Source organism: Citricoccus muralis (assembly GCF_029637705.1).
Lineage (GTDB): Bacteria > Actinomycetota > Actinomycetes > Actinomycetales > Micrococcaceae > CmP2.
This window is the reverse complement of the sequence record NZ_CP121252.1, coordinates 1097830-1123118: the sequence shown is the minus strand read 5'-3', so window position 1 is coordinate 1123118 and position 25289 is coordinate 1097830. Positions and strand designations below refer to the sequence as shown.

The 25289-nt window shown below is 65.8% G+C and carries 18 protein-coding genes and 1 riboswitch; of the genes, 8 read left to right on the top strand and 10 right to left on the bottom strand.

Annotated elements, in window-relative coordinates; translation table 11 throughout:
• Positions 1-2: 2 nt before the first annotated feature.
• Positions 3-118: riboswitch (SAM riboswitch) on the bottom strand.
• A gap of 197 nt (positions 119-315) precedes the next feature.
• Both hrpB and P8192_RS05130 read left to right on the top strand, forming a co-directional pair.
• A complete protein-coding gene (gene hrpB / locus P8192_RS05135; RefSeq protein ID WP_278159043.1) occupies positions 316-3069 on the top strand; it encodes an ATP-dependent helicase HrpB in 2754 nt (917 codons plus the stop codon).
• A gap of 64 nt (positions 3070-3133) precedes the next feature.
• Complete coding sequence (locus P8192_RS05130; RefSeq protein ID WP_270105810.1) at positions 3134-3781, top strand: VOC family protein; 648 nt, start codon at positions 3134-3136, stop codon at positions 3779-3781.
• A gap of 48 nt (positions 3782-3829) precedes the next feature.
• Here the strand turns inward: P8192_RS05130 and P8192_RS05125 are convergent, their stop codons facing one another.
• Positions 3830-4699, bottom strand: a complete 870-nt coding sequence (locus tag P8192_RS05125; protein ID WP_278159040.1) for a CPBP family intramembrane glutamic endopeptidase — start codon at positions 4697-4699, stop codon at positions 3830-3832.
• Positions 4700-4736: 37 nt separating this feature from the next.
• On the opposite strand from P8192_RS05125, the gene P8192_RS05120 reads away from it, so the two are divergent.
• Positions 4737-5819 carry a phosphotransferase family protein gene (locus P8192_RS05120; protein WP_278159038.1) on the top strand — a complete coding sequence of 361 codons (1083 nt, stop codon included), beginning with the start codon at positions 4737-4739 and terminating at the stop codon, positions 5817-5819.
• Between the two features lie 14 nt (positions 5820-5833).
• Here the strand turns inward: P8192_RS05120 and P8192_RS05115 are convergent, their stop codons facing one another.
• Both P8192_RS05115 and P8192_RS05110 read right to left on the bottom strand, forming a co-directional pair.
• Complete coding sequence (locus tag P8192_RS05115) at positions 5834-8017, bottom strand: chorismate-binding protein (RefSeq protein WP_278159036.1); 2184 nt, start codon at positions 8015-8017, stop codon at positions 5834-5836.
• Positions 7978-8733, bottom strand: a complete 756-nt coding sequence (locus P8192_RS05110) for an aminotransferase class IV (RefSeq protein ID WP_278159034.1) — start codon at positions 8731-8733, stop codon at positions 7978-7980. The genes P8192_RS05115 and P8192_RS05110 overlap by 40 nt, the downstream gene beginning before the upstream one ends.
• 630 nt (positions 8734-9363) lie before the next feature.
• Here P8192_RS05110 and P8192_RS05105 point away from each other — a divergent pair.
• A complete protein-coding gene (locus P8192_RS05105) occupies positions 9364-11370 on the top strand; it encodes a BCCT family transporter (RefSeq protein ID WP_278159032.1) in 2007 nt (668 codons plus the stop codon).
• Here P8192_RS05105 and P8192_RS05100 read toward each other — a convergent pair.
• Positions 11341-12075, bottom strand: a complete 735-nt coding sequence (locus P8192_RS05100; RefSeq protein WP_278159030.1) for an IclR family transcriptional regulator — start codon at positions 12073-12075, stop codon at positions 11341-11343. The two genes, P8192_RS05105 and P8192_RS05100, sit on opposite strands and share 30 nt — an antisense overlap.
• A gap of 121 nt (positions 12076-12196) precedes the next feature.
• On the opposite strand from P8192_RS05100, the gene P8192_RS05095 reads away from it, so the two are divergent.
• Complete coding sequence (locus P8192_RS05095; RefSeq protein WP_278159028.1) at positions 12197-14818, top strand: GcvT family protein; 2622 nt, start codon at positions 12197-12199, stop codon at positions 14816-14818.
• 208 nt (positions 14819-15026) lie between these two features.
• Here P8192_RS05095 and P8192_RS05090 read toward each other — a convergent pair whose 3' ends face one another.
• Both P8192_RS05090 and P8192_RS05085 read right to left on the bottom strand, forming a co-directional pair.
• Complete coding sequence (locus P8192_RS05090) at positions 15027-16442, bottom strand: flavin reductase family protein (RefSeq protein WP_278159026.1); 1416 nt, start codon at positions 16440-16442, stop codon at positions 15027-15029.
• The gene (locus P8192_RS05085) at positions 16439-17740 is read right to left on the bottom strand and encodes an aromatic ring-hydroxylating oxygenase subunit alpha (protein WP_278159024.1); all 1302 of its coding nucleotides are present in this window, start codon (positions 17738-17740) and stop codon (positions 16439-16441) included. The genes P8192_RS05090 and P8192_RS05085 overlap by 4 nt, the downstream gene beginning before the upstream one ends.
• Positions 17741-18068: 328 nt before the next feature.
• On the opposite strand from P8192_RS05085, the gene fdhA reads away from it, so the two are divergent.
• Positions 18069-19286, top strand: a complete 1218-nt coding sequence (fdhA, locus tag P8192_RS05080) for a formaldehyde dehydrogenase, glutathione-independent (RefSeq protein ID WP_278159022.1) — start codon at positions 18069-18071, stop codon at positions 19284-19286.
• A gap of 39 nt (positions 19287-19325) precedes the next feature.
• Here the strand turns inward: fdhA and P8192_RS05075 are convergent, their stop codons facing one another.
• Positions 19326-20249: a LysR family transcriptional regulator gene (locus tag P8192_RS05075; protein WP_278159020.1), complete on the bottom strand. Its 924-nt coding sequence runs from the start codon at positions 20247-20249 to the stop codon at positions 19326-19328.
• Between the two features lie 170 nt (positions 20250-20419).
• Here P8192_RS05075 and purU point away from each other — a divergent pair, with 170 nt between their 5' ends.
• Both purU and P8192_RS05065 read left to right on the top strand, forming a co-directional pair.
• Positions 20420-21325: a formyltetrahydrofolate deformylase gene (gene purU, locus P8192_RS05070; RefSeq protein ID WP_278159017.1), complete on the top strand. Its 906-nt coding sequence runs from the start codon at positions 20420-20422 to the stop codon at positions 21323-21325.
• 68 nt (positions 21326-21393) lie between these two features.
• A complete protein-coding gene (locus tag P8192_RS05065) occupies positions 21394-22497 on the top strand; it encodes a hypothetical protein (protein ID WP_278159015.1) in 1104 nt (367 codons plus the stop codon).
• Positions 22498-22544: 47 nt separating this feature from the next.
• Here the strand turns inward: P8192_RS05065 and phnE are convergent, their stop codons facing one another.
• The 3 genes from phnE to P8192_RS05050 are packed head-to-tail and all read right to left on the bottom strand — an operon-like array spanning position 22545 to position 25164.
• Positions 22545-23411, bottom strand: coding sequence for a phosphonate ABC transporter, permease protein PhnE (phnE, locus tag P8192_RS05060; protein ID WP_278159013.1), 867 nt, complete (start codon positions 23409-23411; stop codon positions 22545-22547).
• The gene (locus P8192_RS05055; protein WP_278159011.1) at positions 23408-24211 is read right to left on the bottom strand and encodes a phosphonate ABC transporter ATP-binding protein; all 804 of its coding nucleotides are present in this window, start codon (positions 24209-24211) and stop codon (positions 23408-23410) included. Before P8192_RS05055 ends, phnE begins: the two co-directional genes overlap by 4 nt.
• Positions 24211-25164: a PhnD/SsuA/transferrin family substrate-binding protein gene (locus P8192_RS05050; protein WP_278159009.1), complete on the bottom strand. Its 954-nt coding sequence runs from the start codon at positions 25162-25164 to the stop codon at positions 24211-24213. The genes P8192_RS05055 and P8192_RS05050 overlap by 1 nt, the downstream gene beginning before the upstream one ends.
• Positions 25165-25289 lie beyond the last annotated feature (125 nt).

The window sequence follows — 25289 nt, the reverse complement described above, 5'->3', positions numbered from 1 at the left end:
ATGGCCCGCGCTTGCGGTCGAGGGGTTCCTCGATCGCCTGGTCCTCACCCGGGGCACCCCACCGCGGTTGGAGGGTTGCCGATCAGCTAGCCGGGGCTTGTCGCTGACACTCGTGACCTGGATGTCATTGTGCCAGAATGCACCGCCGGTTTCATCTCGCCGGCGGTCACGGGCGAGACGCGGCGTCATCTGCAGGGGCGGGTTCGGGGTTGATACCGTATTTCCGACAAACCCGACAAACCCGGCAAACCCGACGACGCGCGGGGCACCGGGGTCGGTGACAGTGCTGAAGGAAAGAGGGGCGGGGAACCGATCATGACGAACACACCCGCCGCGCACCAACCCGCCGATTCCTGGGAGATCCCATGGGAACGGATCGTTCAGGGGCTGCCCGCGGCCCGCCTGGTGCCGCAACTGACTGGGCTGGCCGGATGTGAGTTGGCCGAGCAGGCTGAGCTCACCGCGCCAGGAACAGACTCCGGTGCCGGAACGGCGGGCATCCGAGTCGTGATTTCCGCGCCGCCCGGTAGCGGCAAGACCACGGTGGTGCCACCGGCGCTGGCTGCAGTGTCGGCGGGCCGCGTCGTCGTCACGCAACCGCGCCGGATGGCCGCCCGAGCTGCCGCGCGTCGTCTCGTCTCACTCAGCGGTGCGCAGTTGGGCCGCGAGGTCGGCTACACGGTGCGCGGGGACCGACACGTTTCGGCTGCCACGCGGGTGGAGTTCGTGACGACCGGGGTGCTGCTGCGTCGGCTGATCGCGGACCCGGAAGCCAGCGGAATCGGCGCCATCGTGCTCGACGAGGTCCACGAGCGTCACCTTGACACCGATCTGACCTTCGCCTTGGTGGAACAGCTGGGTCAGCTGCGCCCGGACCTGCATGTGGTGGTGATGTCGGCAACCCTCGACGTCGGACACTGGGCGGAGTTGCTGGGTGCACGGGTGCTTGAGGTGGCCACCGAACCGCATCCGCTGCAGGAGATCTGGGCACCCTGGGGAACGCAGGCGCAGCGCAGTCTGGATGCCCGCGGGGTCGCACCCGGTTTTCTGGATCATGTGGCCGACGTCGTCGTCGAGTATCAGCATCTGCACCAGTTCCCGCGTACCCCCGTTGGTCCCGATCGCCCCGGTGACACCCTGGTGTTTTTGCCCGGCGCCCGTGAGATCGACCGGGTGGCGGCCCGGCTGGGTAGCGACCCGCGCCTGGCGCCCGATACCGCGGTGCTGCCTCTGCTGGGGTCGATGCCGGCCCGGGAACAGGACCGGATTCTGGCCCGCAGTACCGACACTGCCTCACAGTTTCCCCGGCGCATCGTGTTGGCCACCAATGTGGCGGAATCGGCGCTGACCGTGCCCGGGGTGCGGCTGGTGGTGGACGCCGGTCTGGATCGGGCCCTGCGGGAGGATTCCCGGCGCGGGGTATCCGGGCTGATCACCCTCGGCGCGTCCAAATCCGCCATGGTGCAGCGCGGTGGGCGTGCGGCCCGCGAGGCGCCCGGCACGGTGGTGCGCTGTCTGAGCGAGGCCGAATACGCGGCACGGCCGGCCCACACTGCGCCCGAAATCCGCACCGCAGGACGCAACGAGCTCGGCCGGGCACTACTCGACGTCGCCTGTTGGGGAGCCCCGCGCGGTGCTGGCCTGCGGCTGCCGGACCCGTTTCCGACGGCGGCCGCCGATCGAGCCGAGCAGCGCCTGCAGGAACTGGGCGCGGTCCACGACGACGGCACCCCGACGGAGCTGGGTGCGCGGATGTCCCGACTGCCGGTGGACCCCCATCTGGGCCGGGCCCTGCTCGACGGGGCAGAGCTGTGGGACGCCCGGGTGGCGGCCGAGGCAGTGGCCACCCTGGCCGCGGACACGCGTGCACCGGGGGCCGATCTGATGGCGCGCTACCGGCAGCTGCGCTCGGATCCGGGCTGGCGTCATGACGTCGATCGGCTGGCCCGGGCCGCGGTGGTGGCGGAGGACCGCGCCCCGCAGTCGCAGGGACACGACGACGCCAGAGGGCCTCTCGACCAGCATCACCTTCACCACGACGCACTCGGTCTGATCACCGCGCTGGCCTACCCGCAGCAGATCGCCCGACGCCGGGACGCCGAATACCTGCTCGCGTCCGGCACCGCGGCCCGGTTGCCGGCGTCGTCGTCGCTGATCGGGGCCGAATGGATTGCGGTGGCCGAGCTGAGCCTGCACGGCGACCATGCGGTGATTCGCGCCGCCGTCGAGCTGGATCCCGAGCACGCTGAGTTAGCAGCGGGCCCTCTGCTCGTGGACGAGACAGTGGCCCGCTTCGACGCCGCCTCCGATACTCACCGCCGGGTCACCGCCCGCCGAATCCGCCGTCTGGGCGCCATCGAACTCAGTTCCACCCCGGTGCCGCCACAGCCCGAACACGCCCGATCCGCCGTCGTCGCCGAATGGCGCGAGACCGGGGTGCTCGCCCTGATGCAGCGCGCCGGAGCATCGGTGACGACCCTGCGGAATCGGCTGGGCTTCCTGCATCGCGTGTACGGCGCCCCCTGGCCCGAGGTGACCGACGCCGCACTCACCGCCACCGTGGAGGACTGGCTCGGCCCGGAAATCGACCAGCTCGCCGCCGGTGCCGCCGAACGCTCACTGGACCTCCATTCCGCGCTGCGCCGGCTGCTCCCCTGGCCCGAGGCCGCCCGGTTCGACGAGCTCGCCCCGCTCCGGCTGACGGTGCCCTCGGGCTCGCAGATCACCCTGGACTGGCCGGCCCCCGAAGACCACCCCTCTCAGAACAATCCCGACGCCGACACGCCGGCCCCACCGGTTCTCGCGGTGAAACTGCAGGAGTGCTTCGGCTGGCGCACCGGGCCCACCGTGGCCGAGGGCCGGGTTCCCGTGCTGTTGCACCTGCTCTCCCCTGCCGGACGACCCCTGGCGGTCACCTCGGATCTGAACTCATTTTGGGAGAATGCCTATCCGGCCGTGCGAGCGGAAAACCGTGCCCGCTACGCCAAACATCCCTGGCCGGAAGACCCGTGGACCGCCGTCGCCACCTCGCGCACGAACAGTGCGATGCGGAGAATACCTCCTAGTTGACGCCCGTTAAACGCTGAGCCTGGACTCATGAGACCCGCCCCACTGGACGTGGCACGATGAGATCATGATGCGTTTAGACCATGTTTCCTACGCTGTCGGACCCGAGGGGCTGGACGCCACCGTGGAGCGCATCAGCTCCGCGCTGGGGATCGACCGCGTCAAGGGCGGGGTACATCCGCGTTTCGGCACCCGCAACGCCCTGTTCCCGATGACCAACCGGCAGTACTTGGAGATCGTTGAGGTCCTCGACCATCCCGCGGCTGATTCGGCGCCGTTCGGTCAGGCCGTGCGCGCCCGCAAGGAAATGGGCGGCGGCTGGATGGGCTGGGTCGTCGCCGTCGACGATTTGGCACCGTTTGAGGAGCGCCTGGGCCGCGGCGCCGTGCCCGCACAGCGGAAGTTCCCGGATGGTCGCGAGCTGACCTGGCGGCAGATCGGCATCAAGGGCCTCATTGCGGACCCGCAGCTGCCCTACATTCTGCGCTGGGACGACGGCACCGAGGATCTGCATCCTTCCCAGGCGGCTGCACCGGAAGGCTCCATCGAGCAGATCACCATCGGCGGTTCCCGGGATCGGGTACGCGACTGGCTGGGTCTGGATCAGCCCGAGAAGTCGGTGCAGGATGTGGACGTGGAATTCGTGGCGCCGTCGGGTACCCCGGGCATCATGGAGGTCACCTTCACCACGCCGCGCGGCAGCGTCACGCTCTAACCACTGGCCTGTTCCGGTTGGCCACCGGCCTGTTCCGGTTCCAGCGGGCTAGCCGCCGAACCAGCCCAGCCGCGCCAGCAGCGGGTACCCGGCGAATCCGGCGATGTCGAGCAGCGCGTGGGCGTACACGAACGGCATCACCCGGCCGTAGCGCAGATACACGACGGCGAACACCACCCCCATGATCAGGTTGCCGACGCCGGGACCGATCCCCTGGTACAAGTGGTACGAGGCGCGCACCAGAGCCGACACCGCCACCGCGGCCACCAGCCCCGCCGCTGGCCCGGGTCGGAAGGCGCCCGTCATCGTCGTGTGGAAGGTCTTCGGCCTCGCAGTCGGGGTGCCCCGCAGCTGTTGTAGGTATCCGATCCGGTCCAGCAACCACGCCAGCACGATCACTTCCTCGAGCAGACTGTGCCGCAGCGCCGAGAGCACCAGCACGGGCGTGGTCCACCAGTATTCGTTCATCGCTGATCCGACCAGCGCGGTGGTCAGCCCGAGCGTGCGGCCGAGCGCGTACACCCCGAGCGTGCCCGCCCCCATCACCACGAACAGGGTGACGCCCAGCCCGGCGTCCGTCCAGAACCGCCGAAAATCCAACCCAAAAGTGCGGAACGGATTGCGCCCGTAGATCCACACCAGGTGACACACCAGCAGCACCGGCACCAGCGAAAACCCGATGGAGAGCAGCTGGCGGATCAGGTCAAACAGTTCCTCGTTCGCCAGCGAAGGGTTCAGGGTGGTGGTCTGATCCCTCAGCGGGGCCGTCATCGCTTTCTGCATCAGATCGACGACGGCGTACACCCCGGAACGGCCCAGTGACAGGGCAAGCACAATGATGATCTCCCACCACACCACCGCACGCGAGGGGTAGCGGAGGGTGTCGGCCGGGTGCGGGGCGGATTCGGTGGCGGTCACGTCCCCAGTCTAGGTCTGTGCGCGATACGGTGGTGCCATGGTCAGATGCGCCACGACGGCGGAAGCCGCGCTCGCTGCCCGTGCCTCCCACTGTGCGCAGGCCCAGTTCGACCGACCCGCCCCGGGGCTCGACGTCGATTGGTCCCGCAGCCTGGTGGAGGAGGGCGGCCAACACCATCTAGTACTGATCCCCGGCACGGAGACGGAGATCAACACCGGGACGGAGACGAGAATCGGGACGAACACTGCACCCGGTACTCCCACGGTGGTGGCGCGCATGTCTCGCACCGCCGACGCCGCCGCCCAGCTGACCCGCACCACCGAACTATTGCGCGCCCTGCACGCCCTGAATCTGCCCTGGGAGCTCCCGCTCCCTCTGGCCGGACCGGTGTTCGCGGATACCGGCACAGATTTCGGCACCGACCCTTCTGATTCACACCGCGCCGCCGTCGTCGTGCAGCGTTACGTTCCCGGTCAGGCCCACCCGCCGCACTGTGGTCGCCCCGAGGATTTGCGTGAGATCTGCCGGGTTCTTGCCGCTGTCGACACCACCTCGCTTCACCCTCATGTGGCGCAGCCCTTCGCCTTTCGCGGTCCCTGGACGCCGCCCAAGATCGCCGCCTTGGTCTTGTTGCCGCAGCGCCTGGAGCAGCGTGATTCCTCGGTACCCTGGCCCGATTTCTTCCCGGCCTGTACCCGGCACACGTTCGAGGACACTGCGCGCAGGATCATCCGCACGGTGCACGAGTGGACGGAGCTCCCGGTGGTCGCACCCTCTCTGGTCCATGGGGATCTGGCCGGGCACAATATGCGCTGGCTGCCGATTCCGGGGGAAGACCGGTGGCGGCTGAATGGGATTCTCGACTGGGACTTGGCCTGCCTTTGGGATCCTGCCCTGAATCCGGCGTATCTGAGCCTGTGGCACGGTGAGGAGAAGTTGGGGCAGCTGTGTCTCGACGACGACGAACACCACCGGGCCCGGGTGTGGTTGGCCGCGATGGCGCTGGAGTCGCTCTATGACGCCGGACTCAGGCTGGAGCAGATCGCGCCGAAAAAGTGGAGGCGCCTGCTGAACCGCGCCCTGCCCCGGCTGGAGCGCGCGGCCGAACTACTCGGCTAAGCTCAACCGATGCATCACCCGGCCACCCGATGCATTGCTCGGCGCAGGGCGGACGCTTTGAGGTCGACCTCGTCGGCTTCGGTCTCCGGGTCCGAATCCAGCACGATCGCGCCGCCGGCCCCGATGGTCCACCTCCCACCCGAACGCACGGCGGTGCGGATCACAATCGAGAGTTCCACCGCGCCGTCGGCACTGAAGAACCCCAGCGCACCGGAGTACACCCCGCGCGCGGCGGCTTCGAGTTCGTGGAGAATCTGCACGCTGCGCACCTTGGGCGCCCCGGTCATCGACCCACCCGGGAACAGCGCACGCACGACGTCGACGGCGTCCACCCCGGGTTCGGCCACCGCCTCAATAGTGCTCACCAACTGGTGCACAGAGGCGTAGGTTTCCACGGCCATCAGCTCGGTGACCTCCACGGATCCCGGCACGCTCACCCGCCCCAGGTCGTTGCGCAGCAGGTCCACGATCATCAGGTTTTCCGCGAACGTCTTCGGGTCCGTGCGCAAAAATTCCATCTGAGCGGCGTCCTCGTCGGGGGTGTCCCCGCGGGGTGCGGTGCCCTTGATCGGCTTGGTCGAGTACACCGCGTTCCGCCCGCGCAGCAGCCGCTCTGGAGACGCCGAAACGACGGCGAGCTCTGCATCCGCCTCGATCAATCCCGCATACGGGGTGGGGTGATGCTCGATCAGGTCCTCGAACAAATCGGCCGGATCGATCCCCGCGCTCGCCTGCACGTCGGCGGTGAAGGTGTTGGTCAGGCACAGCTCATAGGATTCCCCGGCCACCAGCGCGTCTTGGCAGCGCCGGATCTTGTCGAGGTATTCGGGTCGGTCGTCGCGCCAGGCACCCGGAATCAACGGCGCTGTTCCTGGGTCTGTTTCCGGCTCCGTTCCGGGGGTGTGTGGCAGCTGAGGTCCAGGTTCCGTTCCCAGGACGTCCAGCACCCGGCGCTGGTACTCACCGAGTTCTTCCTGCGCCTGGGCGGGATCGGTGCTGGCCACGCACACCGTCAGCACACGGTCTCGATGGTCGACGACGACGAACCGCTCCGGCCACACCCACCACGATGCCGGCGGTGCTGGCTGCTCTGCCGGTGCTTTCGGTCCGGCTTCCGGGTCCGATCCGACTGGAGGCTGAGGTACCTCAACGCCCAGCAACCGCATGCCCAGTTCATAGCCAAACCAGCCCACCGCTCCGCCGCGGAACGGCAGATCCTCGGCCCCCACCGTATGCCGGATGGCCCGTAGACCTTCCTGTAGCCTCACCATGGGGTCAGCACTGGCGGGCAGCACAGCCATGTCGGCAATATCAGACAACTCGACCCGTTCGATCCGACCCCGCCCGGAGGCGTCGCCCAGCATCGACCACCGCGCCTGATCCGCATCGGGCAACGCGGAATCCAACCAGAACGAGCCGTGACCGCGCTCGAGCACCCCGCGGTACACCGCCCGGGATGCTTGCCGCGCGCTCAGTCCGAAGTCGTCGAGCTCCCAGCGCGCGGTGGCCACATGTAGGGTGGATCCGGACCGTTGCTCCACGGCGTCCAAGAATCGCTCCAGCACCAGTGCGCCGTGCTCACACGCCACCGATTCGGGATGGAACTGCACCCCGTACCAGGGCGCTCCCTCTATTTCGAACCCCTGAATCACACCGTCCTCACTGCGGGCGGTCACGTGCAGTCGAGGGTCCGGGTTCTTCCCCGGTTCAATGGCCAGCGAGTGGTACCGGGTCACGGTGGCGCCCTGGGGCATCCCGGCGAAAATCCCGGTGTCGGTGTGCTGGATCGGTGAGAGCCACCCGTGGCGCGGCCGCGGTGCCGCGACCACCTCGTAGCCAAACCGGCGGGCCAGCCCCTGGTGCCCCAGGCACACGCCCAGCATCGGCAGCGCGTCACATTCAGAACCACCAGAACCAGCCAGACCACCCCGCTCCAATACGGCGTCGATGAGGGCGCCAGAAGCAGCAAAATAGTCAGGGTCATCCGGGTGTCCGGGGCCGGGCGAAATCACCACCCCGGCCACCTCCCCGGAAGCCAACAGCTCCAGGGCGGTTTCGCCGTCGTCGGCGCTTACCACACGTACCTCGCGATCGGTGCGCTCGCGCAAGAGCTGCACCAGGTTAAACGTGTAGGAATCGCGGTTGTCGAGAACCAGGATCACACCGGCCGCCACCAGGTCTCGGCGATGTGCTGCCACAAGATGAGTCGGTCGTCGTCCACCCGCATCCGTGCCCCGTTGAGCTGGGTGACCGGGGTGATGCCGTGCAGGGCGTTGAGGTACCAGAGTTCCTGCACCACCGCGGTGTCGATCCCCTCGGGGCAGCGCACCACTCGGGTGAAGGGTACGCCGGGCCGACCTGATTCGGCCTCGCCCACCAACAGTCCCACGGTGGTCGAGTCCAGCACCCGCTCGGACGTGCACACATGCAGGTCGGCACCGTTCCACCCGACCACGGCACCGTTGGCCGCTTCCAGCAAGCGCCCGGCCTCGGTCACATACAGGGCGTCATCGGCCCCATGGGTCACCACGGCGTGACGGTCTTCGGCGGTGATCACGGGGTCCGCCCCTTTGAGTTGGGGGAAACGACGACGATCGGCTACCGCGCTCAGTCGGGTGTGGGCGCGCAACGGTGGGGCCGGCCGCACCTGAACGCTCAGCTCCACCCGTGCGTCCTCCGCGCGTCGGGCTTCCACCAGCGGGAACCACGATCCTTCGCGCGGCACGGTCGCGAGCAGCTCATCCCAGACGGCATCGGCCGAAGGGGGTGGTGTCATGTTGGGGAAAGCGGTCTCGACGGCGCGCTGGAATCGCCGGCGGTGGCGGTCCAGGGCGCGGGCGTGTCCGTCGCGGATCAGCAGGGAGTCGATCACCCGGTCCGCTGACGAGGCGTGGTCCTGCGGGTGAGAAGTCATACCTCCACTCTACCCACCCGGGAAACAGCGAGGCCTCCCGTGATGCAAGGGACTGAACAAGCATCAGGGGAGGCCTCACGAAGCGGAAACCGCTCCGAAATCTACGCAGCCACCGGGTTACCAGCGCGTCGCGACGTTGAAAAACCTACCAGAGCCGAGCCTCCCGATTCGAGCGTTTTCTCCGCCGCCCTTGGGCCGCCTCGCGCCCCAGTCCGTCACATTTTTCCCGCCCCGGCCTCCTCGAATCCGCAACTTCGGCATCCTGACGCAGATGAACAACACGTGAACTCATCCGGCACAAGAAGTGACTTTTGAGTAGCCGACCATTGAATATGACGAACTATGACGCGCCAGCCATCAAGGACACCCGCACCAGACATTCCACGCACTCTATATCGCGCGAATAGCACACGCACCCTCACCTGACCAGCGCATTTTTTCGAACGTATCGACCCCGAATTTGACGCTTAACAATGTTTACGCGGTACGACACACTTTTTCATCATCAACCGCGTGGAGAGCATTCGCACCCGAGACCCAGCTCGTGAACGCCGACTCGCGCTTTCCTCGTCGTTGATGTCCATTGTCTGAGCGAAAGAGGGACCGATGGCCTCGCACTCCGAGAAACCTATGAAACACTGGTCACCCCGAGAGGCCTGGCGTGGCCTGTACAAGCCGGTCTTCATTCCGGCGGTGCTCGTCATCACCGCCGCCTTGATCTGGGCTACCTGGTATGGAGCGACCTACGGCGACGACGCCGCGGAAGCGTTCGTGGCGCTACGCGACGCGATCGGTTCCTCGGTGGGCTGGTGGTACGTGCTCATCGCCACCGGGTTCGTCGTGTTCGCCATCTGGGCCGGAGTGTCCAAAGCCGGACAGATCAAACTGGGTCGCGACGACGAACAGCCCGAATTTTCACGGCTGACCTGGTTCGCGATGCTCTTCTCTGCCGGCATGGGCATCGGCCTGGTGTTTTGGGGCGTGGCCGAACCGATGAATCACATGATGAGCCCTCCTGACATGGCCGGCGTCGAGCCCGGGACCGCCGAAGCGGCAGCCACCGCCATCGGACAGACCTTCTACCACTGGGGGCTGCATGCCTGGGCGATCTACGTCGTCGTCGGGCTCGGCCTGGCCTACATGACCTTCCGCCGAGGTCGCCCACTGGCACTGCGCTGGCTGCTCGAGCCGATTTTCGGGCGCAAGCTCATCGAGTCCTGGGTGGGTCACGTCATCGACGTCGTCGCCATTGTCGGCACCCTCTTCGGTGTGGCCACGTCCCTGGGCCAGGGTGTGCTGCAGATCGAGGCGGGCCTGGAGTTCCTCGGCTGGGTCGAGTCCTCCCCCGCATTCCTGATCACCCTGGTCGCCTGCATTACCGCGCTGGCCACCCTCTCGGTCATCTCCGGGCTCTACGCCGGACTGAAGTGGCTGTCCAATATCAACATGATGTTCGCCGCGGTCCTCGCGCTCTTCGTCTTACTGGCCGGGCCCACACTTTTCTTGTTGCAGTCACTGGTCCAGAACACCGGTGAGTACGCGATGGCACTGCCCCAGCTGATGTTCGCCTCCGGCGCCGGCGCCGAAGACGGCTGGACCGTGGGCTGGACCATCTACTACTGGGGCTGGTGGATGAGCTGGGCACCATTCGTCGGGATGTTCATCGCGCGGATTTCCCGCGGCCGCACCATCCGCGAATTCGTGGCCGGGGTACTGCTGGCACCGACGATTATCGGGATGATCTGGTTTACCATTTTCGGCAGCACGGGCATGTACCGTCAGCTCAGTCAGGGCGACATGGTCGACGCCGAGGGCGCCGTGAACACCAACACGAGCCTGTTCCACTTACTCGAAACCCTGCCCTGGTCCACCATCAGCTCGGTGCTGGCGATCATCGTCATCGTGTTGTTCTTCGTCACCTCGTCGGACTCCGGATCGCTGGTGGTCGATATCCTCTCCTACGGCGGTAAGACCGAGACGCACCGGATCACCCGGCTGTTCTGGTCGCTGATGGAGGGTATCGTCGCCACGGTGTTGTTGGTGGTCGGCGGCTCCGCAGCACTGACCGTGCTTCAGGTGAGTTCGATTGCCGCCGCACTGCCCCTATCGATCGTGATGGTGCTGGCCGTGGTGGCGATGATTCGGATGTTCCGCTACGAAACGGCGACCATGCCGAAGTACATCCGCATCCGCCAGCAGCCCTCCAAGGCCGCACTGGTCGATACCGCTCGTGAGGTGGCCGGTCGTGCCGATGGGCCGGACCTGGAGCGCAGCCTCCGGGACATCCTCACCACCCAGGCGCGCTCGTTCCGACACAATTTCTCCTCCGCCTCGGCCACCCTGGGCGGACTCACCCACACCGCCGGTCGTCCTCAGGCACCAGTGCAGTACGAAACCGATGAGCTGGTGCTGGCCATGCACGAAGTACCAGCCCACGCCACCACGGTAAACCCGGAGACCGGCACGCTGAACTGGGTGGAACCGGCTACCTTCAAGGATCCGATCAGCGAGGAAGCCTTCGATACTCCGGAGTATTCCGAATCCGCGACGGGCTGGGAGCACGAGTCCGAGCAGCTCTTCGATGAGGTGCTGGGCCGCGAGCCCAAGTCAGGTCCAGCGGTGGGTGACGGCAGCTAGGGCGAGCATGCGCTGGGCCACCTCGGCGAAGCTTTCCGGCGGCAGGCTGTGGGTCGGACCGGTCACGGTCAGCGTGGCCTCCACCCGCCCGTCATGCAGTCGCAGCGGGACCGCCACCGCGGTGATGTGCTGTTCCCACTCTTCGTTCGAGGCGGCCCAGCCCTGGGCACGCACCGTCTCCAGTTCGGCACGCAGCGCCTCCGGGTCGGTGATGGTGCGCTCGGTGTGCGGCTCGAGCACATCGGACAGTGCTGCCTCGGCGGCGACCTCGTCGTGCGCCAGCAGCACCTTGCCGGAACTGGTGGCGTGACCGGGGGTGCGCAGCCCCACGTAATGCCGCGGCGCCAGCAGTCCGCCACCCACCGCCTGAGAGACATTGACGGCGAACACCTCATCGAGGATCGCCACATTGGCAGTAAGTTTCAGTGCCGCGGAGACCTCGTCACAGAGTTTCTGCGCGGTGTCGGAGAGGTCCATGCGACGGGTCACCGCCGAGGCAAACCGCACCAGCGCGAATCCCAGACTGTAGGCGCCCGAGCTCGAGCTCTTTTCCACCAGCCCATGATCGGCCAGTGAGGAAAGAATGCGCGACGCCGTGGACTTGTGCACGTCCAACCGCTCGGCGATGGCCCCCACCGTAGAGGGTCCCTGTGTGAGCGCCTCCATGATCTCGACCGCCCGGTCTACCGACTGGATTCCCATCATGCACCCCATTTTCTGCCCGAGAAACTCTTGACGTGACCTCAGTAACTCCGATTGAATAGTTGCACTATATGAATTAGTTGCACAATATGCAACACTCCGGGATCGCACTGCAGGAGGCATCATGCCGGAAACCACCCCCGCCGACCCGTCGGCTCGCATCGTCGTCATCGGCGCCGGCGTCGTTGGCGCCGCCCTGGCCGATGAGCTCATCACCCGTGGCGCCCAGAACGTCACCCTGGTGGATCAGGGACCGCTCTATCACACAGGTGGATCGTCATCGCACGCCCCCGGCTTCGTCTTCCAGACCAGCCCCTCACGCACCATGTGTCAGCTCGCGCAACGCACCATGAACAAGCTCGACGGGCTCGAGCTGGACGGCAAGCCGCTGTCCGCTCGAGTCGGCGGGCTGGAACTGGCCAGCACCCCGGGGCAGCTTCAGGAAATCAAGCGTCGCTACGGATTCGCCCGCGCCTGGGGCGTGCCCGCGGAGCTACTGACCCCCGAGCAGACCGTGGAGCTGTGGCCCGGCCTCGACGTCACCCAGATTCTCGGCGCATTGCACACCCCCACCGACGGCGTGGTCTACTCGGCCCGCGCAGTGGAGTTCCAGGCTCGCCGCGCCGAAGCCGGCGGTGCCACCGTGATGGGGCTGACCCGCGTGGTCGAGGTCGAGACCGAGGACGGCCGCGTCACCGGTGTGCTGGTCGAGGACGCCACCACGGGTGAAGATCGGCGCACGATACCGGCGGATATCGTCGTCGCCGCCGGTGGCATCTGGGGTCACCCCCTGGCCAAGCTGGGCGGGATGCGCCTGCCCATGCACCCCATGGAGCATGGCTTTGCCTGGACCGCGCCTGTGCCGGAGCTACCCGGCGCCGCCCCCGACGGCACGCCACTGGCCGACAATGAGCCGGGCCGGCCCATCATCCGGCACCAGGGCTCAGGGCTGTACTTCCGCGAGTTCGGCAACCGCATCGGCATCGGGGCCTACGAGCACCGCCCGATCCCGTTGGCCCCGGAGGATTTGACGGACACCCCCGAATTGCTGTCCACCGGACAGGAACCGGCCAAACGTGCTTTCACCCAGGAGGACTTCGAGTTCTGCCGGGCGGAAACAGCTCGCTTCTTCCCCGCTATCAAGGACCTCCCGCTGGAGGACGAGTTCAACGGTGTTTTCTCGTTCACTCCCGACGGCGGGCCCATGCTCGGCCCCTCTTCCACCGTGGAGGGGTTCTGGGCAGCCCAGGCCATCTGGGTTACCCAATCCGCCGGCTGCGCCGAGGTGGTGGCTGAGTGGATCCTCACCGGCCACCCCGGCATCGACACCCACGGTCTAGACCTCAACCGCTTCGATCCCGACCTGCTCAGCGATGAGTGGATCCGCGGCAAGGCGTCCGAGAGCTATGACGAGGTCTACGACGTCCACTTCCCACACCAAGACACCACCATCACTCGTGGCCTGAAGACCAGCCCGTTCCACACCCGCATCCAGGACGCCGGCGGCGTGTTCAGCGAGGCCAACGGCTGGGAGCGCGCCCTGTGGCATCAGCAGAACGCTTCCCTCTTCAGCGACCCGGAGTTCCTCTCCCGCGCACCCAAGGCGTTCGGTGCGTCAGCGCAGGCCCCGTCGGCGCTCGATGATGCTGCCGTCAGCAATGACATCGACGCTCCTGTGCCGGTCGCGGTTCCTCGACGTGACGCCTGGGATCAGGTGAACTGGTCCCCCATCGCCGCGGCCGAGGCCTGGGCGACCCGCAACCGCGTGGCGATGTACGACATGTCGTCGCTGACGCGCTACCGGGTGAAGGGTGCTGGCGCCACGGCCTGGCTCGAAGGCCTGACCAGCAACAAAATCGGCAAGACCGTCGGTGCGGTCACCTATGCGTTGATGCTCGACCAGCGCGGTGGCATCCTCTCCGATGTCACTGTGGCCCGTCTCGACGACGAAGAGTACTTCATCGGCGCCAACGGTCCGCTGGATTTGGACCGGCTCACCGGGCTGCTACCCGCTTCCGGCACCGTGCATATCGAGGACATCACCACCAGCACCTGCTGCATCGGACTGTGGGGCCCACACGCCCGCGACGTCCTGGAACCACTCACCGAGGGCGACGTCAGCCACGAGGGTCTGAAGTACTTTCGCTCGGCCAAGATTCGAGTGGCCGGCGTTCCGGTGCTGGCGCTGCGCGTCAGCTACGTGGGCGAACTCGGCTGGGAGCTCTACACACAGGCAGCTCACGGTCTGCGGCTCTGGGACCAGATCGCAGCCGCCGGCGCCCCCTACGGCATCATCCCCGCCGGACGAGCCGCGTTCAGCAGCCTGCGCCTGGAGAAGGGCTACCGTTCCTTCGGTACGGACATGACTCGCGAGGACACCCCGGAGGATGCCGGACTCGGATTCGCCGTCCGCATGGAGAAGGAAGGCGGCTTCATCGGCCAGGATGCCCTACGCGAGCGGTCCACGAACGGACGCCGCCTGGTCGCATTCGGGGCTCGCCTCGACGCCGGTCGCCCGGAGGCCGGAGCCGCGGTGCTGGCGGCGGACACCGATAAGGTGATCGGTTGGGTGACCAGCGCCGATTTCGGCTACGTCACCGGGCAGGTCATCGGTCTTGCCTGGGTGCCCGCGGAATATGCAGAGGTCGGCACCGCCCTCTCCATCCTGCGCTTCGGCACGGAAATCCAGGCCGAGGTGCTGGCTGAGCCGGTCTACGACTCAAGCATGGCGCGCATCCGCCGCTAAGCGAGTCGCCTGGCACCTTGCCCTGAAGGGGCTTCCCTCGTGAACACCACGAGGGAAGCCCCTTTTTCGTCCGTTCTGCGTGTTTCGTGTACTTCCTGCACGTCTTGTGTCCCCTCGGCCCTGGACGATGCTTCGATGGGCGGTGTGCCCCCGACACACAAACGCGCTCCCTTCGAAAAATGAAGGGAGCGCGTTTGGCGAATTTGATTTAGGCGTCGATCACCAGGTCCGTGGTCGCCGTCGAGCAGCAGGGCAGGAACTTGCCGGCATCGATCTCACGGGCACGAATGCCGCCCTGGTGGTTCATGTCCACTTCCCCGGAGACCTTGACTATCTTGCACGAACCGCACATGCCGTCCATGCAGTTGGAACCGATCCGGATCCCGGCCTGCTTCGCCGCGCCCAGAATCGGCTCGTTCCGGTTAATCCGCACCTTGAGCCGCGTGCGCAGAAACGACATCACCAGCTCGCCTTCGCCCACCGTCTGGAAAGCGTCGGGGTCGGTGTCCTCCGGTGCCTCGGACACCACCGGCGCGGCGGAGGCTTCCTCCGCCGTCGCCGAGAGCGTGCTGGTCTCGACACTCAAGATCTCGGTCTCTTCGATGGGCTCGCCGAGACCGCCCGAATCGTAGTCCGGACCATAAAGATCCACCGGCTCCGCGTTCGGCGCGTAATAGCCTTCCCCGGTGGCGGCGACGTCCTCGGCGATCTCACCGGCGAGCGCGACTTCCTCCACGTACTCCTGGAGCGCGTCTTTGCCGCCGGAGAAGAACTCCACGTGGATCGAGGTCTCATCGACGCCGACCTTGCGCAGCAGATCTTCTGCCACCGTCAGATACCCTTCGGGACCACAGGCATACACCTGGCGCCCGTTGGCGTCCGGGGCGACCTCATTGATCATCTCCGCGGTCAGGCGACCGACCATGCCTTCCCAGTTTCCCGGAATACTGCGATCCCCCAGCGAGTAGTAGACACGGATGCGCCAGTCCACCGAGGAGATGTATTCCAGCTCGCGGGAGAACGCGAAAGCGCCCGGTTCGGCCCCGTGATACAGCACGATGACGTCGGCGCTGCCGGGCAGCGAGTGGATCGTCCGGACCATCGACATGATGGGGGTGATCCCCGAGCCGGCCGCCAAAAACAGGTAGCGGGCGCGGCGATCGGCGTCCGGCAGGTGGAACGCGCCCACCGGTCCGAGCATGTCGAGAATCATCCCCGGGCGCACATGATCGTGCACCCAGGGTGAGACCTCGCCATCGGCTTCGCGTTTGACAGTGATGGCGAAGGTCCACGGTTCCGTCGGTGCGCTCGACAGCGAATAGCTGCGGTCCACTGGTTCGGTGTGCTCACCATGCACCGGAAACGCAATATTCAGGTACTGCCCGGAACGAAACGCCAGCGGCGCCCCGTCCAGTCGGCGGAACACCAGGGTCAGCATGTCGCCCACTTCGGCGACCGCTTCCACACATTCGGCTTGGAACTCCTGCGGGTGCCATGGACCCAAGGCCCGCGCGGCTCCGGCCGGTTCCGCCGAGGCCTGGAGCACCCGGTTCCAGGGCATCTCCAGGCCGCGGATGTGGATATTCTCAGAGATGGGTGTGTAGGTGCTCACCGTCGCTGTCATGCGAGGTGCTCCTTCATGCGCTGCACGTACCAGTTGATGAATGCCTCGACCTGGTATTCGCTCTTCATGTACGGTCCGGGCTCGTAGGCGGGGCTGGACGCGCCGCGCTGGCACAGCTCCACGAAGTCCTTGTCCTGAATATTCGTCTGCTTCCAGGTGTGGGTGAGCTCGTCCAGGTCGTAGTCGACCCCCTCGACGGCGTCATCGGCCACCAGCCAGGTGGTGCGCACCAAGGTCTGCCCCGGGCTCACCGGAAAGGCGGAGAAGGTGATGATGTGGTCCCCGAGGAAGTGGAACCAGCTGTTCGGCTGCAGGTGCATCGAGCACCGCCCCAGCCGGAAGTCACGCAGATCGCCCAACAGTTTCTTGGACAGACGACGCCCCGATGCGGAGAAGGATTCGCCGTCGCCATCGAGGGGCTCACGGGAGATGCGGAAGCCCTGAACGCGGGTGTCCAGCTCTTCGATGACCTCGTAGGGCAGACCGTAACGTTCGCAACGCCAGCGCAGGTCCGATTCGGCGGTCAGGTTCCGCTGCCAGACGTCGGCCAGGTGGGTGGGCACGGTCTCTTCGGTCAGTCCCCAGGTCGGGAACAGCGAGCAGGCCAGCTCCGGGTGCCCATCACAGTGGTAGCACTCGCGGTTGTTTTCCATGACCAGCTTCCAGTTGCCCTCTTCGATGAGTTGCTGCTGGTAGGCGACCTTGGTCTTGGAGATCTCGTGGGGGCCGAGGTAGGGCTCGAAGATCTTGGCAACTTCGTCGAAATCCTCTGGTGGTTCGGCGGCCATGCTGACGAAGATCAGGCCTGCGACGACGCGGGAGTGGGCGCGCTTGAGCGCGAAGCATCCCTTGTTGAAGTCCACTTCGCCTGGTGCGGAGGCGTGGACCAGATTGCCCTCTTGGTCGTAGGTCCAGGAGTGGTAGCCGCAGACCATGTTGCCGGTGGTGCCCGAGCTCTCGGTGAGCACCCGGGCGCCGCGGTGGCGGCAGACGTTGTGCAGCACGTTCACGCCGCCCTCGTCATTGTGGAGCACGATCAGCGAGTACGGGCCGAAGTCGACGGTGATGTAATCCCCGGGCTCGGGCACCTCGGCCAGCGAGCCGGCGAACACCCAGTGCTTCCCGAAAATGCCCTCCATATCGGCGGCGAAAATATCCCGGTCGGTATAGAAGGGCGCGTCAAGGGAGTATCCGAGACGGCGCTGCTCGAACAGCGCGAGGATCTCGTCAAGACGCTCTTCGCTCATCGACCCGGTCAGGCGACCACGGGTGGCTGGTTTATTCACGGTAGACGTCATGGGTGACTCCCATCTGAAGGGCCGGTGCAAGCGTGCCAGTCGGGCTACGAGCATCGCGGAATGGGTGCGATGATCAACCATCGTATGGATCGCCAATACGTCAGCACCAGCGCAAATTCTTCACCGTTATCGTGCGCCTTTTTTGCACGATTTCCGCGGTGTTTCAACGGTGTTGCGAGTTGATGCGGATCCAGGGGCACCCCGAGTAAAAACCAGCCGATTTCGCACGACTGTGACGCTTGACACGCGCGATGCTCGGGGAAAGACTCATCGTGCATCCACCCTTGTCGACACCACGACGAGGCACCATCGATCAGAGGAGCACACGGTGAGCAACCGCGCAGTCAGCTACATCAAGCCCGGGGTCGTCGACGTCATCGATACCCCCTATCCGGAGTTCGAGCTGAAGGACGGTCCTGGCGTCAACCCGGCTAACGTCGGTCGGCAGGTTCATCACGGCGTCATCCTGCGCACCGTTGCCACCAATATTTGTGGTTCGGATCAGCACATGGTCCGCGGTCGCACCACCGCACCGGAGGGACTGGTGCTGGGCCATGAGATCACCGGCGAGGTGGTCGAGGTGGGACGCGACGTCGAGTTCATCAAGGTCGGCGATTTAGTGTCCGTCCCGTTCAACATTGCCTGCGGCCGCTGCCGCAACTGCAAGGAGGGCCAGACCGGCATCTGCCTGAATGTGAACCCGGATCGCCCCGGATCTGCCTATGGGTACGTGGATATGGGTGGCTGGGTCGGCGGCCAGGCCGAGTACGTGTTGGTGCCCTACGCGGACTGGAACGTGCTGAAGTTCCCCGACCGCGATCAGGCCATGGAGAAGATCCTGGACCTGACGATGCTTTCGGATATTTTCCCTACCGGATTCCACGGCGCGGTCGGCGCCGGGGTCACCGTGGGTTCCACCGTCTACGTGGCCGGCGCCGGACCGGTCGGCCTGGCCGCCGCCACCTCGGCACAGCTGCTCGGTGCCTCCGTCGTGATCGTCGGTGACCTCAACAAGGACCGGTTGGCGCAGGCGCGCAGCTTCGGCTGCGAGACAGTCGATGTGTCCCTGGGCGACCCTGGCGGTCGGATCGAGCAGATTCTCGGGGTACCGGAAGTCGACTGCGGCATCGACGCCGTCGGGTTCGAAGCCCGCGGCCACGGCTCAGACGCCCAGACCGAGCAACCGGCCACCGTGCTGAACTCGCTCATGGAGATCACCCGCGCCGGCGGTAGCCTGGGTATTCCTGGACTCTATGTGACCGGTGACCCCGGTGCCGAAGATGAAGCCGCTCGCCAGGGCTCGCTGTCCATGCGGTTCGGCCTCGGCTTCGCCAAATCGCACACCTTCGTCACCGGCCAGTGCCCGGTGATGAAGTATCACCGCGGCCTCATGCACGCCATCCTCTCGGACAAGGTCAGCATCGCCAAGAACGTCAAGGCCACCCCCATCTCGCTCGACGAGGCACCACAGGGTTATGCCCAGTTCGACGAGGGCGCGGCCCGGAAGTTCGTGATCGATCCGCACGGGCTGATCCCGCGCAGCTAACCCCGACCTCATCCCGGATACATCCCGCCGGGGCACCCCTCATTCGACAGCCGAATCCTGGTAGCACGCTGCTTTAGCTTGCAGTGTCTCCAGCGCCTCGACGAACAGTGCGTGAGAGCGGGTGCCCCGGCGGAGCACTGCCAGAATGCGTCGATGCGGGGCCGACTCCGGCGCCAGGCGCACCCGCACCGCATCGGAATCCGGGCTCAACCGCATCAACCGCGGAATGAACGCCACGCCCAGCCCGTGGCCGACGAGCGCCTCCTGAGATCCCCAGTCGGAGACCTGGTGCACCACCTGCGGTATCACGCCAGTGGCGGTAAATCCGGTGACGAACAGCGCCCGGTACGGCGTACCGGGGCGATCCGTAATCCAGGACTCCCCCGCCAGCTCTTTCAGCTCAATGAAGTCGCGCCCAGCGAGACGGTGGTCGCGCGGCAGCAGCACATCCAACGGGTCATCGACCAGGGTGATCTGCTCCAGACGCTGATCATTGACCTGCGGAGTGGCCTGCATGGCCACCACGACGGCGACGTCGAGCCGATCGGCCACCAGCAGCTCCAGGCACCGTTGCGGATCCGCCTCCACGATGTGGACGTCCAACGTCGAATACTTCGCCTTCAGATCCGCCGCCGTCGGTGACAGCAGTGAACCGGTGGCGGTTGAGAATCCGCCCAGACGCAACAGGGTCGGCACGGCCTCGGCGCTGCGCTCGCGTAGTTCGGCGTGGATCCCTTCCCAGAGCGCCACCAACTCATCGGCTCGCTCCACGAGTGCCGCACCGGCTGGGGTGAGCCTCAGCCCGCGCCCGTCCTTTTCCACCAGGCGCACCCCGAGTAAGCGCTGGTATTCGCGTAGCTGCGTGGACACCGCCGAGGGCGAATAACCCAGCGCATCCGCAGTGGCGCCGAGCGTGCCGGCAACGGCGAAGGTGCGCAGCACCACGAGACGATGATCGAGCATTGGATTCCCCTCCGTGACGACCCCTCAAACGACACAACTCCATCATCGGCCCCACAGGTCAGAAAGTGCACTTGCCACGAGCGTGAGCTAGCTCATACTATATTAATTAGAGCTGATATATCAGAATGTGTCTAGTGATACATTCACAGCGTTCTCAGGAGGCCCGCACCATGTCAACCCCGCTTCGCTCCGCATCCCCGGCGTCATCGTCCACGTCCAGCAATGAGTTCGTCCTGACGTTCTCGTGCCCCCAGCGTCCAGGGATCGTCCACTCCCTCACCGGCGCCCTCGTCGAGCATGACGGCGACATCATTGAACTCAAGCAGTTCGACGACCCGCGGGCGAACCACTATTTCCTGCGTCTGCATTTCTCGGTAGCCGATGCCTCCGTGGCCGGCGCCGACGGTCCCTTGCGGGCAGAACTCGCCCAGTTGGCCGAGTCCTACGGCGCCGCATGGAGCCTCACCGCCCATGGCGCCCCGCAGCGGGTGCTCATCATGGTCTCGAAGTTCGGCCACTGCCTCAACGACCTGCTGTACCGCGCCCGGGTGGGCGAACTGCCGGTGGAGATTGGCGCCGTCGTCTCCAACCACCCAGACCACCGCGGGCTGGTTGAATGGCACGGCATCCCCTTCTTCCACGTCCCGGTGACCCCCGCAACCAAACCCGACGCCGAGGCGAAACTGCTGGAGCTGGTGGACCGGTTCGATATCGACCTGGTCATTCTCGCCCGCTACATGCAGATCCTCTCGGATGAGCTGACCACCGCCCTGACCGGCCGTGCCATCAACATCCACCACTCGTTCCTGCCCTCGTTCAAGGGCGCGAAGCCCTACCACCAGGCCTATGATCGCGGCGTGAAGACCGTGGGCGCGACCGCCCACTACGTAAACGACGAGCTGGACGAGGGGCCGATCATCGCCCAGCAGGTGCTCCAGGTGGATCACACCTACGGGCCCGAGGATCTGGTGGCAGTCGGTCGCGATACCGAGTGCAAGGCACTGGCCAACGCGGTGAAGTGGCACTGCGAGCGCCGCGTGTTCCTCAGCGGGAACCGCACGGTAGTGCTGACCTGAACGGGTCCATACTGGCTGCCTGTGATCAGGGTCTCGTCAAAGTCGAGGATCATCAGTAACGTGGACCTATGGATGCATCGAAGACTCTTGGCTCATTCGACCACATCACCCACGACGATCTGAAAGCCATGGCGGCGGCCACGGGACCGGTAGTCTCGCTCTTCGCTCCCACCGCCCCGGCACACCACCAACCCCAGGACACGGGCATCCGCCTGAAGTCTCTGACCACCTCCGCTGTGCGAGCGTTCCTTGAGCAGGGCACCGATGAGGCTACTGCCAAACGCATTGTGGCCCCGCTCGAGGCGCTCGCCACCGACGGCGCGTTTTTGCGCAGCCAATCCGAAAGCATTGCGGCGTTCGCGGCCGACGGCGTGCACTTCGTCTACCGACTGGGACTGCCGCTGGACGAGCACGTCGCCGTCAACGACCACTTCGTGTTGCGCCCGATCGCCTCGGCGCTCACACAATCGCACGCGTTCTACGTGCTGGCGCTGTCGCGCAACAAGGTGCGCCTGTTCAATGCCACCGAAGACACCATCCACCCGATCGACCTTGGTGACACAGTCCCCAGTAGTATCGACGACGTCATCGATCCCGAAGAGCGGCAGAAGCACCTGCAGCATCGTTCCACCGGCGGCGGCAAGGCGATGTTCCACGGTCACGGCTCAGGCGACGAGATCGACCAGATCGACAAGGAAAAATTCGTCAAGGCGGTCGGCGACGGCCTGGGCACACTCCTCGGCAAGGCCCGTAGCCAACCCATGGTGCTGGCCGCGGTGAGTGAGGCACATCCGTTGATGAAACGGCTCAGTGCCTACCCGGTGCTACTCGACGATTTCATCTCCGGCAATCACGACGCCACCGGGCCCGCCGAACTCCACGCTGCCGCCTGGAAGATCGCCCGCGCCTGGTTCGAGAAGAACGACGACGCTGCCTACGACCGGTTTGCGGCCGCGCACGGCACCGGCAACGGCATCGCCCAGCCCGACGAGATCAGGGAAGCCGCCCAACAGGGCCGGGTAGACACGCTGTTCATCAACCCCTCGTTGGGTGCCTCCGAGGGCAACGGCGACGTCGACCGGGCGATCCTGGACACCCTGAATAGTTCCGGCAACCTCGTCATCATCTCTGACGGCCGCATTGAGAACGTCGGGGCACTGCTGAGGTTCTAACGCGGTTCGGTGAACCGTAACCGCAGACGCGCTGCGCCGAGCTGTCCCTAGACGGCTCGGCGCAGTTGGTCTGCTCCCAGCATCTTGCGCCGCACCAGCGAGGAGAGTTGCTCAGCCAGGAAAACCACCACCAGGATCATGATGATGATCGTGAACGCGGTGTCGAACTGGCGCAGGTTGAATGCCGGCGTGAGTTCCATACCGATGCCGCCGGCCCCCACCATTCCCAGGATGGTGGCACCGCGGATGGACTTCTCCACGCAATACAGGCTCGTCGCGGTGAATGAGGCAAACGACGCTGGCAGCACAGCCGACACCACGACGGCGACGCCGCTGGCACCGGTGGAGCGCAGCGCATCAATCGGGCCACGCTCTACCTCTTCGATGCGTTCGGCGAAGAACCGCCCGGCAAAGCCCAGCACGTCCACGGCGATCGCCAGGATCCCGGCTAGCGGCCCCAGACCCACTGCCATCACGAAGATCAGCGCCCACACCAGATCGGGCACCGAGCGCAGTACAGTGAGCACGAAACGCACCGCGAATCCCAACGCCGGGAATGGGGTGGTGTTCTGTGCGGCCAGCAAGGCAGCAGGAATGCTGAGGATCACGCCGATACCGGTGCCGATGATCGCGATCTCCAGCGTCTCCAGCATGGCCTCGGCCAGGTTCGGGAACCGCTCAATATTCGGCGGGAATGCCCCGGTGATGAACCCCCAGATGTTCTCCGGCCCCTGAGCTATGCGTGACCCAGAGATATCCATCCTCCGAATTCCGTTGACAGCGAGCCCGAGCAGTAGCAATCCGATCAGTAGCGATGTCCACTTCGGCCAGCGCCAGCGAGGCGGCATCTCCGCGGTAGGATCCGCCCGGGCGCCCGCCCGCTCGGTCGCGCTCGGGGTGATCTGGACGGTCATGGTCGGACTCCTTGGGCATGGTCGGCGTCGTCGTCGCTGGTGTAAAGCCCCTCCAGCTCGGCGTCGGCCACCAGATTCATTCTCGTATCCAACTCGATGCGACCATCCCGCAGGGCCACCACACGGTCGCCATAAGCGCGAGCCAGTTCAAGCTGGTGCAGGGTACAAATCAGGGTGATGCCGTGCTCGGCGACGATCTGCCAGAGCATATCCATCACCACACGTCCGGCGCGGGGATCCAGGGCCGCCACCGGCTCATCAGCCAGCACCAGTTCAGGACGCTGCATGAGCATCCGGGCGATCGCTACGCGCTGCTGTTGGCCACCGGAGAGCTGCTCGGCGCGGCGCCCGGCCACATCAGCCAGACCCACCCGTTCCAGGGCGGCCATGGCCTCATCGCGCTCCTCGGCACGGGCAGTAGCGGCGAACCAGTTGCGTGGCGCCCGCACCCGCCCCAAAGACCCGTGAATCACGTTGGTCAGAACGGAGAGTTCACGCACCAGATTGATCTTCTGGTGCACCACCCCCACCCGGCGGCGCAGGCGGGTGATCTCCGACGTCGACGCCGTCGTCACCTCGGTGCCCAGCACCCGGGCGGTCCCGGCGGTAGGTGCCACGAGCCGGGTCAGGCATTTCTGCAAGGTGGATTTTCCGGAGCCGTTGGCACCGAGCAGCACGACGGTCTCCCCCGCGCGCACCGAAAGGTCGATGCCGTCCAGTGCGCGCATTCCGTGGGGAAACTCTTTGCTCAGCCCGGCGAGGTGGACCACGGTGGATCCCAGGTCGTCAGACTGAGGCATTACTGCTCGTCCTCGTCCGGCAGGTCGGCGTACTGGGAGAATCCTGCCGCTTCAAAAGCACGACGGGTCGGATCGTAGTCGGAGTCGGCAGCCTCCACGAACTCGGACTCGAGGTACTTGTCGTTCTCACCAGTCTGCACGATGGCCTCCAGCAGCACATCCTGGTTCTCCACGAGGGCGTCCTGCAGATACCCTGCACAGTCTTCACCCAGGCCGGTGCGAGCGATGAACAGGTCGTTCGGCAGGTCCGGGCCCTCTTCGAGCACCTCGACGGCGTCCTCCCCCATCATCTCCTGGATGGTCTCCAGATCGGAGATGCCGGTTCCCAGTGCGTCGCCGTCGCCGGTAGCGAAAGCTTCGATGTGGGTGTCGGAAAGCGGCACGACATCGACGTCACCGACGTTCGGGTCCAGTCCGGCGGTCACGAGCATCTCCAGGGGACCCAGGTGGCCGGAGGTGGAGCCGACTTCTTTGGTGATCAAGGTGCCGCCCTCCAGGTCCTCTACGGATTCCAGGTCGGAGTCGGCGCGCTTGAAGATAGCGGCCTTGTAGTTCTCGCGGGTCACCCCGGCCAGCGGCAGAGCGTCGGCTTCTTCCTTGAGCACCACGTACTCGGCGGGGCCGGTGAGCAACACGTCGAGATCGTCATACTGCAGGGCGGTGGCAGCAGCCGTACGGGACGCCATGGGCTCGAATTCGACCTCGAGACCGGTGACCTCCTCCAGAGCCACGCGGAAGTCTTCAAATTCCAGCACCAGGGTTTCCAGACCCTCGACGCCGGTGTCGGAGAAGCGCAGGGGTTCGAACTCGGAGCAGACGGCGGCGGCGCTGTCGGCACCAGCTTGATCGGTCATCCCTTCTGCGTCCTCGGAGGAGGAGGCGTCGCCTCCACAGGCGGTGAGCAGCAGGGCCGCGGCAGCGGCGGAGGAGACAGCAAGCAGTCGTCGTGACATCGGTAAGACCTCTTCAAGGTGAGTTTCAGGTGTGAGTGATGGTTCGGTGAACGCACCACCACCTCCACCCTCACGAAGCCACCTTGCCGCCAGGTAAACCCGGACTAAACGAAACTGCGTGCGGA

What these genes read in the sequence shown, in the direction of transcription:
- hrpB (WP_278159043.1), top strand. Translation starts at nt 316, where the DNA reads ATGACGAACACACCCGCCGCGCACCAACCCGCCGATTCCTGGGAGATC.
- P8192_RS05130 (WP_270105810.1), top strand. Translation starts at nt 3,134, where the DNA reads ATGATGCGTTTAGACCATGTTTCCTACGCTGTCGGACCCGAGGGGCTG.
- P8192_RS05120 (WP_278159038.1), top strand. Translation starts at nt 4,737, where the DNA reads ATGGTCAGATGCGCCACGACGGCGGAAGCCGCGCTCGCTGCCCGTGCC.
- P8192_RS05110 (WP_278159034.1), bottom strand. Translation starts at nt 8,733, where the DNA reads ATGACTTCTCACCCGCAGGACCACGCCTCGTCAGCGGACCGGGTGATC.
- P8192_RS05105 (WP_278159032.1), top strand. Translation starts at nt 9,364, where the DNA reads ATGAAACACTGGTCACCCCGAGAGGCCTGGCGTGGCCTGTACAAGCCG.
- P8192_RS05100 (WP_278159030.1), bottom strand. Translation starts at nt 12,075, where the DNA reads ATGATGGGAATCCAGTCGGTAGACCGGGCGGTCGAGATCATGGAGGCG.
- P8192_RS05095 (WP_278159028.1), top strand. Translation starts at nt 12,197, where the DNA reads ATGCCGGAAACCACCCCCGCCGACCCGTCGGCTCGCATCGTCGTCATC.
- P8192_RS05090 (WP_278159026.1), bottom strand. Translation starts at nt 16,442, where the DNA reads ATGACAGCGACGGTGAGCACCTACACACCCATCTCTGAGAATATCCAC.
- P8192_RS05085 (WP_278159024.1), bottom strand. Translation starts at nt 17,740, where the DNA reads ATGACGTCTACCGTGAATAAACCAGCCACCCGTGGTCGCCTGACCGGG.
- P8192_RS05075 (WP_278159020.1), bottom strand. Translation starts at nt 20,249, where the DNA reads ATGCTCGATCATCGTCTCGTGGTGCTGCGCACCTTCGCCGTTGCCGGC.
- purU (WP_278159017.1), top strand. Translation starts at nt 20,420, where the DNA reads ATGTCAACCCCGCTTCGCTCCGCATCCCCGGCGTCATCGTCCACGTCC.
- P8192_RS05065 (WP_278159015.1), top strand. Translation starts at nt 21,394, where the DNA reads ATGGATGCATCGAAGACTCTTGGCTCATTCGACCACATCACCCACGAC.
- phnE (WP_278159013.1), bottom strand. Translation starts at nt 23,411, where the DNA reads ATGACCGTCCAGATCACCCCGAGCGCGACCGAGCGGGCGGGCGCCCGG.
- P8192_RS05055 (WP_278159011.1), bottom strand. Translation starts at nt 24,211, where the DNA reads ATGCCTCAGTCTGACGACCTGGGATCCACCGTGGTCCACCTCGCCGGG.
- P8192_RS05050 (WP_278159009.1), bottom strand. Translation starts at nt 25,164, where the DNA reads ATGTCACGACGACTGCTTGCTGTCTCCTCCGCCGCTGCCGCGGCCCTG.